General features: G+C 63.3%; 15 protein-coding genes. 5 read left to right on the top strand and 10 right to left on the bottom strand.

Annotation, left to right across the window (positions count from 1 at the left end):
- Positions 1-266: 266 nt before the first annotated feature.
- The 3 genes from ABVV53_RS03190 (at position 267) to ABVV53_RS03180 (ending at position 4718) form a co-directional block, all read left to right on the top strand.
- A complete protein-coding gene (locus ABVV53_RS03190; protein WP_353982875.1) occupies positions 267-1268 on the top strand; it encodes a glycosyltransferase in 1002 nt (333 codons plus the stop codon).
- Between the two features lie 3 nt (positions 1269-1271).
- Complete coding sequence (locus tag ABVV53_RS03185) at positions 1272-2771, top strand: oligosaccharide flippase family protein (protein WP_353982874.1); 1500 nt, start codon at positions 1272-1274, stop codon at positions 2769-2771.
- Between the two features lie 126 nt (positions 2772-2897).
- Complete coding sequence (locus ABVV53_RS03180) at positions 2898-4718, top strand: ABCB family ABC transporter ATP-binding protein/permease (RefSeq protein ID WP_353982873.1); 1821 nt, start codon at positions 2898-2900, stop codon at positions 4716-4718.
- Positions 4719-4754: 36 nt separating this feature from the next.
- On the opposite strand, the gene ABVV53_RS03175 is transcribed toward ABVV53_RS03180, so the two are convergent.
- The 5 genes from ABVV53_RS03175 to ABVV53_RS03155 form a co-directional block, all read right to left on the bottom strand.
- On the bottom strand, positions 4755-4946 hold the full coding sequence (locus ABVV53_RS03175; protein ID WP_353982872.1) for a DUF1737 domain-containing protein: 192 nt from the start codon (positions 4944-4946) through the stop codon (positions 4755-4757).
- A 3-nt stretch (positions 4947-4949) separates the two neighbouring features.
- Complete coding sequence (locus ABVV53_RS03170) at positions 4950-5351, bottom strand: GFA family protein (protein WP_353982871.1); 402 nt, start codon at positions 5349-5351, stop codon at positions 4950-4952.
- 59 nt (positions 5352-5410) lie between these two features.
- Positions 5411-6712: an ATP-dependent protease ATPase subunit HslU gene (gene hslU / locus ABVV53_RS03165; RefSeq protein WP_353982870.1), complete on the bottom strand. Its 1302-nt coding sequence runs from the start codon at positions 6710-6712 to the stop codon at positions 5411-5413.
- Between the two features lie 112 nt (positions 6713-6824).
- Positions 6825-7397, bottom strand: a complete 573-nt coding sequence (gene hslV, locus ABVV53_RS03160) for an ATP-dependent protease subunit HslV (protein ID WP_353982869.1) — start codon at positions 7395-7397, stop codon at positions 6825-6827.
- Positions 7398-7459: 62 nt separating this feature from the next.
- Positions 7460-7939 (bottom strand): outer membrane protein assembly factor BamE, encoded by a 480-nt coding sequence (locus tag ABVV53_RS03155; RefSeq protein WP_353982868.1) that lies wholly within the window; start codon positions 7937-7939, stop codon positions 7460-7462.
- Positions 7940-8137: 198 nt separating this feature from the next.
- On the opposite strand from ABVV53_RS03155, the gene ABVV53_RS03150 reads away from it, so the two are divergent.
- Both ABVV53_RS03150 and ABVV53_RS03145 read left to right on the top strand, forming a co-directional pair.
- Positions 8138-8659, top strand: a complete 522-nt coding sequence (locus tag ABVV53_RS03150; protein ID WP_353982867.1) for a ubiquinol-cytochrome C chaperone family protein — start codon at positions 8138-8140, stop codon at positions 8657-8659.
- Entirely contained in the window at positions 8656-9168 is a 513-nt protein-coding gene (locus tag ABVV53_RS03145; RefSeq protein WP_353982866.1) for a YceD family protein, read from the top strand. Before ABVV53_RS03150 ends, ABVV53_RS03145 begins: the two co-directional genes overlap by 4 nt.
- A gap of 55 nt (positions 9169-9223) precedes the next feature.
- On the opposite strand, the gene ssb is transcribed toward ABVV53_RS03145, so the two are convergent.
- From ssb to ABVV53_RS03120, 5 genes are all read right to left on the bottom strand, one after another.
- Entirely contained in the window at positions 9224-9793 is a 570-nt protein-coding gene (ssb, locus tag ABVV53_RS03140; protein ID WP_353982865.1) for a single-stranded DNA-binding protein, read from the bottom strand.
- Between the two features lie 79 nt (positions 9794-9872).
- Positions 9873-11720 carry a ferrous iron transporter B gene (gene feoB / locus ABVV53_RS03135; protein ID WP_353982864.1) on the bottom strand — a complete coding sequence of 616 codons (1848 nt, stop codon included), beginning with the start codon at positions 11718-11720 and terminating at the stop codon, positions 9873-9875.
- A gap of 10 nt (positions 11721-11730) precedes the next feature.
- Complete coding sequence (locus tag ABVV53_RS03130) at positions 11731-11970, bottom strand: FeoA family protein (protein ID WP_353982863.1); 240 nt, start codon at positions 11968-11970, stop codon at positions 11731-11733.
- Between the two features lie 90 nt (positions 11971-12060).
- Positions 12061-12717 carry a COQ9 family protein gene (locus tag ABVV53_RS03125; protein WP_353982862.1) on the bottom strand — a complete coding sequence of 219 codons (657 nt, stop codon included), beginning with the start codon at positions 12715-12717 and terminating at the stop codon, positions 12061-12063.
- A gap of 4 nt (positions 12718-12721) precedes the next feature.
- Positions 12722-13363, bottom strand: coding sequence for an ankyrin repeat domain-containing protein (locus ABVV53_RS03120; protein ID WP_353982861.1), 642 nt, complete (start codon positions 13361-13363; stop codon positions 12722-12724).
- Positions 13364-13378 lie beyond the last annotated feature (15 nt).

Raw genomic sequence — 13378 nt, 5'->3', positions numbered from 1 at the left:
CGCCCGGTGAAACGGCATATATGGACCACCAACGAGTCGGTCAAACCCTTTTTCAAAAAAAGTTCACACCACACCAAAAATACCCGCCAACAACCCAGACGCCGCAGGTGCTCAACAGCTCAGTCGCCGGCGGCACCTATGCCCATCCGCAGTGGCCGCCATTCCCCGAACGGAGCCGGCATCATTCTTTGTTTACCGCCGGCGGCTAGTTGCATCTCACGAGATTTGCAGTCGCATGGGCGGCGGGGCACTGGAAAACGAAGCGAATGGCCAATCCGGCGATCTGCGTTGCGATGAGCGTCTACAATGGCGAACGCTTTCTCGCGACGGCGATCGAGAGCGTGCTCGCTCAGACGTTCGGCGACTTCAGATTTCTTATCGTGGACGACGGCTCATACGACGCCACTCGCTCCATTCTTTGCGACTATCAGAAGGCTGACCCGCGGGTATGCCCGATCATCCGCGAGAACCGCGGACTGGTCGCCAGCCTCAACGAGATGCTTGCCGCGTCGGATGCCCCCATCATTGCACGCATGGACGCAGACGACATCTGCCAGCCGGAGCGCTTTGAGCGCCAGCTCGCCTTCCTGGCAGCTCATCCAGATCATGGCGTGGTGGGTTCTTGGAGCGAGGACATCGGTGAAAACGGCGAACCGATCTTCCGCACGGGGGCCGACCACCCCCTCACTCATGAGGATGTGCTCTGCGCAATCGAGGCCGGTCGCCACGTGATCTGCCACCCTGCCGCGATGTACCGGCGTGACGTTGTCATGTCGGTTGGCGGCTATCACGCGGCGTTCCGCCATTGCGAGGATTACGATCTCTGGCTGCGGCTCGCCAGCGTAACAAAGCTGGCGAACATCCCGGAGCGCCTGTTGCGTTATCGCCGCTATGACGGACAGGTGTCGGCCCGCCATGCGACCGAGCAGCAACTCGGCACAGCCGTTGCGCAACTCGCCTGGCGCGAGCGGCAAGCCGGCAAGCCGGACCCTACTGCCGACCTCCATCGCCTGCCTTCCATTGACCAGCTCGATGCTCTGTTCAACCAGGAGGGCATCTCCCGGCGCGTGCGTGAGCAGGTGGCGTTAGGCCTCATCTATTCAGATGCGGCAATGCGAGGCGATGGGTTCGACCTGCTCGTGCAGCATCTGCGGGAAGGCGGCCGACGCAATGGAATGTGGCGTACCGTCGTGCGGCTGTTACGCTTTGGCGAGCCTACCCGCGCCCTGCGCTTGGCTGCAACGCTCGCCAGCGCGCCGGCACACTGAGCGATGAGCGAAGGGGATAACGGCCGGGGGCAAGGGAGCGTCCGCTCCGCCGCGCTCTGGGCAGCGGGCAGCCAGTATTGCCTCTTCGCGCTGCAATTCGCGACGTCGGTCATCATTTCGCGCTTCTTCCTGCGCCCTGAAGAAATCGGCTTGTTCTCTGTCGCTTTGGCGGCGGCGATGATCGTCGCAATCATTCGGGACCTCGGGCTTACCCGCTACATCGGTCGCCACCCCACCGCCGACGAGGATACGGTGCGCCACTGCACTGTCATCGCGGTACTGTTCTCGTTCGTGATCGGCGCTGTGATCCTCGCACTCGCCCAGCCGGCGGCCCACTTCTACGGCGAGCCGCGACTATTCGGCATACTTGCGCTGATTGCCGGCTCTTACGTGCTGGCCCCCTGGAGCATCGTGCCGCTCGCGTTGCTTTCGCGGCGCCTCGACTTTCGCGCGACATTCACGATCGAGGGGGCAGCTGCACTAGCGAACAGTGCCTGCTCGCTTATCCTTGCAATGCTCGGCTTCTCCGCCGAATCGCTGGCCTGGGCCATGATCGCGCAGGCAGCGATGCGTGCGGTGGTTGCACAAGCGTGGCGGCCGACTCCGTTCTCCTTCAACGTACGTCTATCGCGGCTGCGCGAGATTGCAGCATTTGGCTCGGGTAGTGCACTGCTGTACTTGTCCGGAGGGGTCAGCCTACGCATGCCAGACCTGATCGTCGGGCGTATGCGGGGCATGGAGGCTGCCGGTCTCTTCAGCCGCGGCGTGGCGCTTGCCGGGCAGCTTCACAACCTGGTCGCCGGGGCGGTGAGTTCCATTTACTATCCGGCCTTCGCGCGTCTGCGCGATGAAGGTCGGGATCTTGGTCCGTACTACGAGCGCGTCGTCGCGGCACATGGCGCGATCGTCTGGCCCGCGATGGTTCTGCTCGCAGTGCTTTCACAGCCCGTGATCCTGCTGCTTTATGGCGAGGGCTGGAGCGAAGCCGCTCCACTGCTCGCGTGGGTGGCCCTGGCGGAGTGCTGCTTCGTCGCCCTGCCCCTGCACATGGATTTGCCGATACTGACGGGGCGCCTTCGCCAGCTCCTATGGTTCAACCTGGCCGACACCGTCTTGGCGGTCGCGACGCTGGCTGCGGGCGCGGCGCTTGGCCTCGAAGCTGCGGCGGCGTCACGGATCGCTTGGGGCTTGGGCTGGTTCGCGATCTACGCGGGGTGGATGAAGCGGATCGTCGGCTTTCACTGGCCTACGATGATCCGAATCTATCTACGCAGCGCTGGACTGGCAGGAATCACTGCGTTGCCGGCCCTGTTCGCAATATCGGTTTGGAAGACGCCCGCCACGCTGGGCTTTGGTGGACTGGTGGTAGCTTCGGCGAGTTCGGGCATCGCGTGGCTTCTGGCTGTTTTCGCTCTGCGCCATCCTGCGCGTGATGACCTGGTCTCGATGGCTAGCCATGCCCTGGAGCCTCTGCTGCACCGCTTTCGCCCCCGCACCGCCTGATGGGGGCCGGCTGCGCATAGCAACCCCTCTTGGCGCAGAGACTGCGCGACCGTTGCCCCCCCGAAGTCACGCATCTTCCTGCTGGGGCAGCTTTCAGATTGTCTTTGCCCCTCCTACATTACCGCGATGCCTCCTGACACTTCAGTGAAAAATCCCAACGCCCGCCACGATGGCTGGCACACGCTCTCCAGATTTCTTCCGTATCTGTGGCCGCGCGACAATCGAGCCCTTCGCGTGCGGATCGTCATAGCTGTCCTGCTAATTCTGGCCTCGACCGCCACGCAACTGGTCCTGCCCTATCTGCTGAAGTGGGCAGTCGATGCCATGGGCGTCACCGGGCCGCGCGTGATCGGCTTCGTCATGCTGACAGTGCTTGCCTATGCGGGAGCTCGGCTGGCAGGCGTGCTGTTCGACAACATGCGCAACATCGTTTTCGAGCGAGTCGGGCAGGACGCCACGCGTGCCCTGGCCGAGAACGTGTTCGGGCAGTTGCACCGGCTCAGTCTTCGTTTCCACCTCGCGCGGCGTACAGGCGAGGTCACCAAGGTGATCGAGCGCGGAACCAAGAGCATCGACACGATGCTCTACTTCATGCTGTTTAACATCGCGCCCACCGTGCTGCAGCTGGTGGTGGTAGCGGTGATCTTCTACTTCAATTTTGGTTGGCCGCTGGTATTGGCCACCGCGGTCGCCGTGATCGCCTACATCTGGGTGACTCGCACCATCACCGAATGGCGCACCGCCTTGCGCGAGAAGATGAACCGGCTGGATGGGCGAGCGCTCTCCCACGCGGTCGACTCTCTCCTTAATTACGAGACTGTAAAGTACTTCGGGGCGGAGAAGCGCGAGGAAGCTCGCTACGCGGAAGCGACGCGCGAATATGCGGCCGCCGCGGTGAAGAGCGAGAACTCTCTCGGCCTGCTGAACATAGCCCAAGCGGTGGTCGTCAATCTGCTGATGGCGGGCGCTCTGGCGTGGACGGTTTATGGCTGGTGGCAGGGGCGGTACAGTGCTGGTCAGCTCGTGTTCGTGCAGACATATCTTGCGCAATTGTTTCGGCCGCTGGACATGCTGGGCATGGTCTATCGTACCATCCGGCAAGGTCTGATCGACATGGCCGAGATGTTCCGCCTGCTGGACGAGCCGCAGGAGGTGTCGGACAAGCCGGGGGCCCCGGCGCTGGTGATCCGCCGCCCGTCGGTCGTCTTCGAAGACGTGGTTTTCGGTTACGAGAAAGATCGCACGATCCTGAAGGGCCTCTCGTTCGAGGTGCCAGCCGGGCAGAACTTCGCCGTTGTCGGTCCATCGGGAGCCGGCAAGTCCACTCTCGCTCGTTTACTCTTCCGCTTCTACGATCCTTGGTCCGGGCGCATTCTCATCGATGGCCAGGATATCGCGCAGATCACACAGGCGAGCCTGCGCGCGGCGATTGGCATCGTTCCCCAGGATTCGGTGCTGTTCAATGAGACGATTGGCTACAACATTGCCTATGGCCGCAGCGACGCGACTGAAGAGGATGTGCAGGCAGCCGCGCGCGGCGCGGCGCTGATGCCATTGATCGAGCGCCTCCCACAGGGCTTCGGCACGGAAGTGGGTGAGCGCGGACTGAAGCTCTCGGGAGGTGAGAAGCAAAGGGTCGCCATAGCTCGCACGCTGGTCAAGAACCCACCGATCCTGCTGCTGGACGAGGCGACGAGCGCGCTAGATACCCGTACTGAGCAGGATATCCTGGCGACACTCCACCGCGTGTCCGAGGACCGTACCAGCATCTCGATCGCCCACCGGCTGTCGACCATTGCGGACTCGGACAGCATCCTTGTGCTGCAAGACGGATGCTTGGCGGAAAGCGGCAGCCATCTTGAGTTGCTGCGGCATGACGGCCTCTATGCCGAGATGTGGGCGCGCCAGGCAGCCGAGGCGGAAGAACTCAGCGAAGCCGCTGAGTAGGAAAGAGATGCACCCGAGGCGAGTGCTATCTGTTGCCTACTCGGCATCTCTCCAGACCACTGCCTGCGCCGCCTTCATGCAGTTTTCGGCAGTATCCCACGCCAGTGTAGGCGAGCCGTAAAGACGCCAGCCCTGCCCCAGCGCCTCGGACACACGCTCGCAAAAGGCACGGTCATCCTTGCCGGTAAGCAGGCGGTAAACGGGGCGATCGTCAGGTGGGGTGGACATCGTTCAGGCCCCCGGAAAGCGGTCGAAGTGCATGAGGTTCTCAGCGCCCTTCATCCACGACAGTTGCTCGGCTGCCTGGATGTGAGCGGTCGGCGGCAGCGCTTCGGGATCGTCAAGCGTAGCGATCTGAATGTCGACGAGGCCTGGAAGAGCCTCTTCGTTCACATACCACAGCCCCGTGCCGCAGCTCGGGCAAAAGTGCCGGAAAGCGGCACGAGAAGAATTGTACGCCCGCGCCTCGCCGGCAAGGACACTGAAGTGCTCGGACGCGAAGGCAGCCCAAGCCATCACCGGTGCGCCAGCCGATGCACGGCAGTCGGAGCAGTGGCATAGAGCGGCATGCACGGGTTCACCCTCAACCGCATACCGAACCTGTCCGCATTGGCATCCACCTTCCCGACGCATCGCAATCTCCCTTCGCAGCTGTGGTATCAGACCCTCCCCTACAAGGGGAGGGTCAAGCGTCAAAGGATGTACTTGGACAAATCGCTGTCTCCAGCAAGATCGGTCAGCCGCTCACGGACGTAGGATGCATCCACCGTGACAGTCTGTCCGACACGGTCCTCGGCCTCAAAGCTCAGCTCTTCCAGCAGCTTCTCCATCACCGTCTGAAGACGACGAGCGCCGATGTTCTCGACGCTCTCGTTCACTTGCGCTGCGATCTTGGCTACTTCGGCGATCGCATCGGGAGTGATCTCCACCGTCACTTGTTCGGTCCCGAGCAGCGCCTTGTACTGCGCCACCAGATTTGCCCGCGTCTCGGAGAGGATGCGCACGAAGTCTTCCTCAGTCAGCGCCTTCAGCTCCACACGGATCGGCAGTCGCCCCTGAAGCTCAGGCAGCATGTCGCTGGGTTTGGCGACATGGAAGGCGCCACTGGCAATGAAGAGCACATGGTCTGTCTTCATCGGACCATATTTGGTGGCAACCGTCGTGCCCTCGATAAGCGGCAACAAATCGCGCTGCACGCCCTCGCGGCTCACCGAACCACCGCGCACATCGGAAACCGCAATTTTGTCGATCTCGTCGAGAAAGACGATGCCGTTCGTCTCGGCATTGGTCAGCGCGGTGCGGGCGACGTCATCCTGGTCCATGCGCTTCTCCGACTCCTCGTCGACAAGCTTGTCCCAAGCGTCGGGCACTTTCATCTTCCGGCGCTTGAGCTGCTGCTGGCCAAACGCCTTGCCCATGATGTCCGACAAGTTGATCATGCCGACCGAACCACCCATGCCCGGTATCTCCATCGGAGCGGCAGGGCTGTCCTCCACCTCGATCTCGACTTCGGTGTCGTTCATCGCGTTTTCGACGATGCGTTGCTGAAAGGCCGCTCGCGTCGCTTCGGACGCACCCTCGCCTACCAGCGCATTGAGCAGGCGATCCATCGCCGCCTTGCTCGCGGCCTCGCGCACGGATCCGCGCCGGCGCTCCTTCTCCAGCCGGATCGCCTCTTCCACCAGATCGCGCGCGATCTGCTCGACGTCGCGGCCGACGTAGCCCACTTCGGTGAACTTCGTCGCTTCCACTTTCACGAACGGGGCATCAGCCAGCTTCGCGAGGCGACGGCTGATTTCCGTCTTGCCGCACCCCGTGGGGCCGATCATCAGGATGTTCTTGGGCGTCACCTCGTCGCGCAAGTCGGCGGGAAGGTGCTGACGGCGCCACCGGTTCCGCAGAGCGACGGCGACAGCTTTCTTCGCTTCTGACTGCCCCACAATATGCGCGTCGAGAGCAGCAACGATGGCTTTTGGAGTAAGACTAGCGTTCATTTTCATCTCGCTCCCCTCGCTTGCGGGAGGGGCTTGGGGTGGGCCGATCCAAGAGCTGCGCGTGGTCACGCGCAGCCCTGCCCCTCCCATCGAAGCGGGAGGGAGGAAACTGTCAGACGGTCTCGACCGTCACCTTGTCGTTGGTGAAGACGCAGATATCGGCGGCAACGGCCATGGCCCGGCGGGCGATGGTTTCCGCGTCCTGTTCATACTGGTCGACGGCCCGTGCTGCGGCAAGCGCGTAGTTACCGCCCGAGCCGATTGCCGCGATCTTGCTGTCCGGCCCGCCCTCGGGCTCGAGCACGTCACCATTGCCCGTCAGCACCAGCAACGCTTCCTCATCAGCGACGATCATCAGCGCTTCGAGGTTGCGGAGATACTTATCGGTCCGCCAATCCTTTGCGAGTTCCACTGCGGCGCGCGTCAGCTGCCCGGAGTACTGCTCCAGCTTCTTTTCCAGCCGCTCGAACAGAGTGAAGGCATCGGCGGTGGCGCCGGCGAACCCGGCGACCACCTTCTCCCCCTTGCCGATCCGGCGCACCTTGCGCGCGTTCGGCTTCATGACGGTGTTTCCCATCGAAACCTGACCATCGCCGGCAATGACGGTCTTACCGCCCTTCCTTACGCCGATGATGGTAGTTCCGTGCCACTGGAGAAGGCCGTGGCTCGCCCCGCTGTTATCCATGGGGCAGGATATATGTGCCGCGCCCCGGTCTTCAATGCAGGTAAAGACCGGCCAGGCGATGCTCAGCTTCCGTTTGGCCCTCCGACCGGTGCAGCGCCCGTGCCGCCCACGGTCCCGACGTTGCCGAACAGATCCTCAAGCAGTCCGCGCTCGCTTCCCAAAGTCGGCGTCTTGTCCCCTTCAGGATCGATGCGGGCGATCTGCTCCTCGCCCTTGCGGTCGAGAGCGGCGACATTGCCGGCATCATCAAAGCGAACTCGCAGGATCGTTTGATCGGATGTGCGAGGACGACGGAAAGGCGGCGATTTTACGTCCTGTGAGACGTAAAACCAGTCCTTGGCGCCAAACTGGCTCACGAACGTGGGGCGGCCCAATGTCCTTTCGACCGACGTGCGGTTGTCGATGCCGGGCTGAATAGCATCGACCAGCATCGGGTCCATGATGTAGCCGCGATGGTCGGTGATCGACGTGCAGCCGCTGGCCAGCGCCACAAGGCCCAGCGATGCCACTGCCAGCCAGGCCTTGTGCCCGAACGTGCGCATTTTTCCACTCCAGTCCGCTACGGCGGCGCGCCGCCCATTGCCAGCGCGCTCACCGCCCATATATCGGCCGAAAGATCGGCGCGAGGTCGGCTCCGAGCCTTACGGTCACGGGTCCGACTGCGCAATGGCCGTTGCGCCTGTCTGATTGAATTGCCGATGAATGCATTGTCTCAGCACCCACGAAAGGCTTCTTCCGCCGTGTCCTTCATCGCTCGCCTTTTTGGCCGCAACACCGACGACCGCGCTCCTGTCCGCCCCCTGTGGCACCGCGTCGTCGAAATCGGGCGGGAGAAGCGCTGGTACGCGGAGCTCGGCCTGGCCGACACCGTAGCAGGCCGGTTCGACGCCATCACACTGGTACTGTCGCTCGTCATCCTGCGTATGGAGCGCGACGAAAACCTGAAGGTACTGGCGGCACGTCTCACCGAGCTGTTCGTGGAAGACATGGACGGGCAGCTTCGCCAGTCCGGCGTGGGAGATGTGGTCGTCGGCAAGCGCATGGGCCGCTTGATGAGCGTTCTGGGCGGCCGCATCGGCGCCCTGCGGGGGGCTTTAGCAGCCCCCGATCCCGAAACTGCGCTCATTCCCGTTCTGGAGCGCAATACAACGCTTCTGGACAACGCCGACAAGCCGGCTCTGGCGGCGGCTGTTGTAACCCTTGCCGGTAAAATCAATGCCGCCTCGGCCGAAGAACTCCTCGCCGGAAGGATCGGACAATGACGAGCGACAGCGAATTCCCACGCCTGTTCGATGTGCGTCAATGCGAAGGCAAGCAAGTCCGCCTTGAAGCGAACGAGGCCGAACGGGCTGCGCTATCCGAACGCTTTGGAATCGTTCGGATAGACAGGCTTGTGGCCGATCTGCTCCTCACGCGTCAGGATCGCGACGTCGATGCAAGCGGCAAACTCGTTGCCGACATCGTGCAAGCCTGCGCCGTATCAGCAGAAGACCTCCCGGTCGTGATACGCGAGGAGATCGGCTTCCGCTTCGTGCCTGAAGCGGAGCACCACACCAGCGAAGAAATTGAGTTGGAGCCAGAGGACTGCGACGAGATCGAGTACGCTGGAACACATTTCGATCTGGGTGAGGCCGTTGCCCAGAGCCTGGCCCTCGCGATCGATCCCTTTGCCACAGGTCCGGAGGCAGACACCGCCCGCCGCCGGCCTGAGTTGTCAGGCGAGAACAACGAGAACGCATTCGCAGCGTTGAAGGGGCTCAACCTTCAGTAATCAGATCGAGGGGGCGGCCGAACAGCATCGTCCGGGCGGCCGCTTTTCCCTCGCCTCAGAACGGGATGTCGTCGTCCAGGTCGTCGCCGAACCCGCCGGACGAGCCGCCGGTGCGGCCCCAGTCACTGCCGCCTGACGCCCCGCCACCCGCGGACGAGGAGCCGCCGCGAGAGCCGCCGCCCCAGTCATCGCCACCAGAAGATCGGCTACCGCCACCGCCGCCCCAATCACCGCCGCCGCTGCCGCTGCCGCCACGGGAGCCGCCGCCGCCGGGCGCGCCGTCCAGCATCGTGAGAACGCCGCCCATGCCGCCTACCGCGATTTCGGTGGTGTAGCGGTCATTGCCTGACTGGTCCTGCCACTTGCGGGTGCGCAACTGGCCTTCGATGTAGACTTTGCTCCCCTTGCGCAGGAAGCGTTCCACGACGCCGACCAGCCCTTCCGAGTTGATGACGACGCTGTGCCATTCGGTGCGCTCCTTGCGCTCACCTGTCTGGCGGTCCTTCCAGTTCTCCGAAGTGGCGATACGCAAATTGGCGATGCGGCCGCCGTTCTGGAACGACTTCACCTCAGGATCGGCGCCGAGGTTGCCGATCAGAATGACCTTGTTGACGCTGCCTGCCATGGGAATCGCTTTCGTATTGAGATCGGCGCATCGGTTAGACCATGCGAGCCCGAGGATGCGAGTCCGACGCGCGGGTTTTCTACAACCCTGCCGCCGTCGCAATCCAGAACGTGGCGCCTGCAGCGATGTAGGCCAGGCCGAACAGATAGGCCAACATGAAGGCCGGCCACTTCCAGCCGTTCGTTTCCCGGCGTGTGACGGCGATGGTCGACATGCACTGCGGCGCGAATACAAACCATGCCAGAAACGCCAAAGCCATCGGAAGTGTCCAACGAGCCTTCAGCTGATCGCCGAGCGCCATCGCCTGTGCCTCCTCGTCGTCATCGGATGCCGCCACCGCGTATGTCGTCGCGAGCGAACTCACGGCCACTTCCCGCGCGGCCATGGCGGGGATCAAGGCCAGTGCCATGTCGCGGTTGAAGCCGATCGGCTCCACCACGACGGCAAGTCCGCTCGCCAGCCTGCCGGCGATGGAGACGTCTACCTGGCTCTCGCCCTCGCCTGCCCGCGGGAAGCTCAAGAACAGCCACAGGACAACCGTCACCATGAAGATGATCGTGCCCGCGCGCCGCAGAAAGATCCACGCGCGCTGCCACAACCCGATCAGCAGGTCCTTGAGGTTGGGCATCTGGTACTTGGGCATTTCCATGATGAAGCCGCTGGCGGCGCCTTTGGTCAGGGAGCGGCGCAGCACCAGCGCGACGATCATCGCACCGAGGATTCCGGCCACGTAGAGCGCGAACAGCACCAGTCCTTGCAGACCGACACCCCAGCCGACCGTTCGCTGAGGGATGAAGGCGGCGATAATCACGGCATAGACCGGCAGGCGAGCCGAACAGGTCATCAAGGGCGCAATCAGGATCGTCGTCAGGCGATCGCGTGAGTCGGCTATGCTGCGCGTCGCCATGATGCCGGGAATCGCACAGGCGAAGCTGGAGAGCAGCGGAATAAAGCTGCGGCCGGAGAGGCCGACGCCGGCCATCATACGGTCCATCAGGAACGCCGCGCGCGCCATGTAGCCGGATGCTTCCATCGCCAGGATAAAGAAGAACAGAATCACGATCTGCGGGAGGAACACCACCACGGAACCCACGCCCGCCAGCACGCCCTCCGTCAACAGATCGCGGCCGAGGCTTGGCGGGACTGCTTCAATCACCCCCTCGCCAAGCACACCCACGGCGCCTTCCAGAATGTCGACGAAAGGTGTGGCCCACGCGAAAACCGCTTGAAAAACCACGAAGAGCAGAGCGAACAGGATGAGCGGCCCCATCCACGGGTGAAGCAGTAGCTTATCGAGTCGTGAATGGAGGCGATGGCGCTTGGATTCGGAGACGATTGTGGCATCGGCCATGGCGTGGGCCGCAACCCGCCGCTCCACCATAGAAAGAGTGTTGATCCGGCTGGGGGGATCGCGGAGTTCGGCTTGTGCCACTGCCTCGGCCAGTTCAGCCAGACCACGTCGGCGAACCGCTACGGTGGGAACCACCTTCACGCCTAACGCCTGCTCCAGCGCCTGGGGATCGAGCACAAGACCGTCCCGCTCCGCAAGGTCTACCATGTTGAGGGCGACGACAGTCGGTTTGCCGAGTGCGATGACTTCCTGCGCAAACACAAGGTGCTGTTCGAGGTTCGAAGCGTCGAGCACGACGATCAGCGCATCAGGCGCGCTCTCGCCCACGAACTCCCCTCGGATCACCTTGGCAGTGACCGCCTCGTCTGGGCTTGTCGGATCCAACGAGTAGGAGCCGGGCAAGTCAGTCATCTCGACCGGCTCGCCCGAGGGCAGCACCATGCGGCCGGACTTGCGCTCCACGGTCACGCCCGGATAATTGGCGATCTTCTGGCGCGCACCGGTCAGCGCGTTGAATAGCGCGCTCTTTCCGGCATTCGGATTACCGATTAGCGCGATCTTACGTTGGCGGCTCACGAAGACATTCTCATAGCGGCTCGACTTCCATGGCGGCAGCGTGGGCGCGCCGCACCGCCACTTTCATGCGCCCTACGGACAAAGCGATCGGATCGCGGCCGCCGAAGACACCGCGGTGACTGACGGTCACGCGGGCACCATCATCAAGGCCAAGCGCGCGAAGGCGCCGCGCTTCCTCATCGACGAGCGAATCCCAATCGACCGCCACGATGCGAGCGCTTTGTCCCGGGGGGAGTAGATCGAGGGTCATCCCGCAGCCGCTGGCAGATTCGCGCAAATATTGCAACTTGTTCGCAATAACTCGCTGCCTCTCCTTGCGCAGGATAGGCGGCGACTCCGCCTATCGGGCCGGGTAGCGCAACCTGCCCAGCAAACGAGCCATGCTGAACCGCTCATCCGCGGGGCGCACGAGGCGCGCCTTCGCCTTCTCGAACTTGATGATTCCCTCGATTCGGCGGTCCAGGAACTCTTTCGTCTGAGTCTTGCCCAAGCTGTCGTCATCGGCGAAAATCGCCAGCGTCGCCGCATATACGCCGGCCAGGATCGCCCGCTTGGTATAGTGGTTGTAGTCCGTCGCCCGATCGCCGGCGAGGCGCCACATGGCATCGGCGCTCTGCCAGCCCAACCGCAGCGCCCGCGAGGCGTTTTGCGGCATCGCCATAATAGCCAGCGCACGCGACAGCGCCTCTTCACGGCCTGCCAGAGCATCCAGCCTGAACTGCACCAACCTGCGAATCCGCTCCCGCACGGGATAGGCCGCCAGCTCTTCCGCAGGCAGCGCCTGGATCATGGCGCGATCAATGGCCGAAATCCAGGCGGCCACCATCTCCATGGCACCGTCGCGGAACGCATAGACGGCCACCTCGGCATCGACGTCGGCCTGCTCGGCAGCGGCTCGCACAGCCTGCGCGCTCCAGCCGTCGAACACGGCGGCATCCGCAACCAGGGGCGCCAAACGGATACGCAGATCCTCGAGCGAAGTGTCGGAAGTGGTCATAGCGTCAGAGTACCGGGCCGTAGGTAGGCTTGTTAGCTTTGCCAGCGTCCGCCTTGGCTTCGCTCTCTATAGCGCTCAGCATGGCGTTCGACTGCCCCTCCATCGTGGCATACGCGCGCGCCGAGCGTCCGGAATTGTCTGCTCGGTCGGGATCGGCGCCTGCCCGCAACAACAGTTTCGCCAGTTCCAGATCGCGACGGTGCACGGCGGCGATCAAAGGCGTCTCGCCCGCGTCGTTCGCCACCTCGGTATTGGCCTTGCCCGCCAGCAGGACGGCCACACCATCGCGCCATCCCAAATTGGTCGCCAGCTGAAGTGGGGTACGCCCCTGCCCGTCGCGCGCGTTCACGTTTGCGCCGTGCGCCGCGAGGTACTGCAGCCAAGTGAGGTCGCGACGTTGGGTGACAACATGCAGCGCAGTCTCCCCGGAAGTCACGTCGCGTGTATTGATGATCGTGGAGCCACCGGCGCTGGAAAGAGCGCTCTCTACCGCGGCGCCTTCTTTCTTCCGGACAGCTTCAAGGAATCGATAGCCCTCGGAAAACTGGGCCTGCGCGGGCACGGAGAACCCCATCGACATGACGGTCGCTGCGGCAAGTGCTGCCGGCAGAATCCGCCCCCCCCATGCTCCGTTGCGCTTCGACACTTCGCAGTTCCTTCA

Source organism: Novosphingobium kalidii (assembly GCF_040534015.1).
GTDB lineage: Bacteria > Pseudomonadota > Alphaproteobacteria > Sphingomonadales > Sphingomonadaceae > Novosphingobium > Novosphingobium kalidii.
The sequence above is the reverse complement of the archived record's forward strand: the minus strand, read 5'-3'. Positions and strand labels throughout refer to the sequence as shown.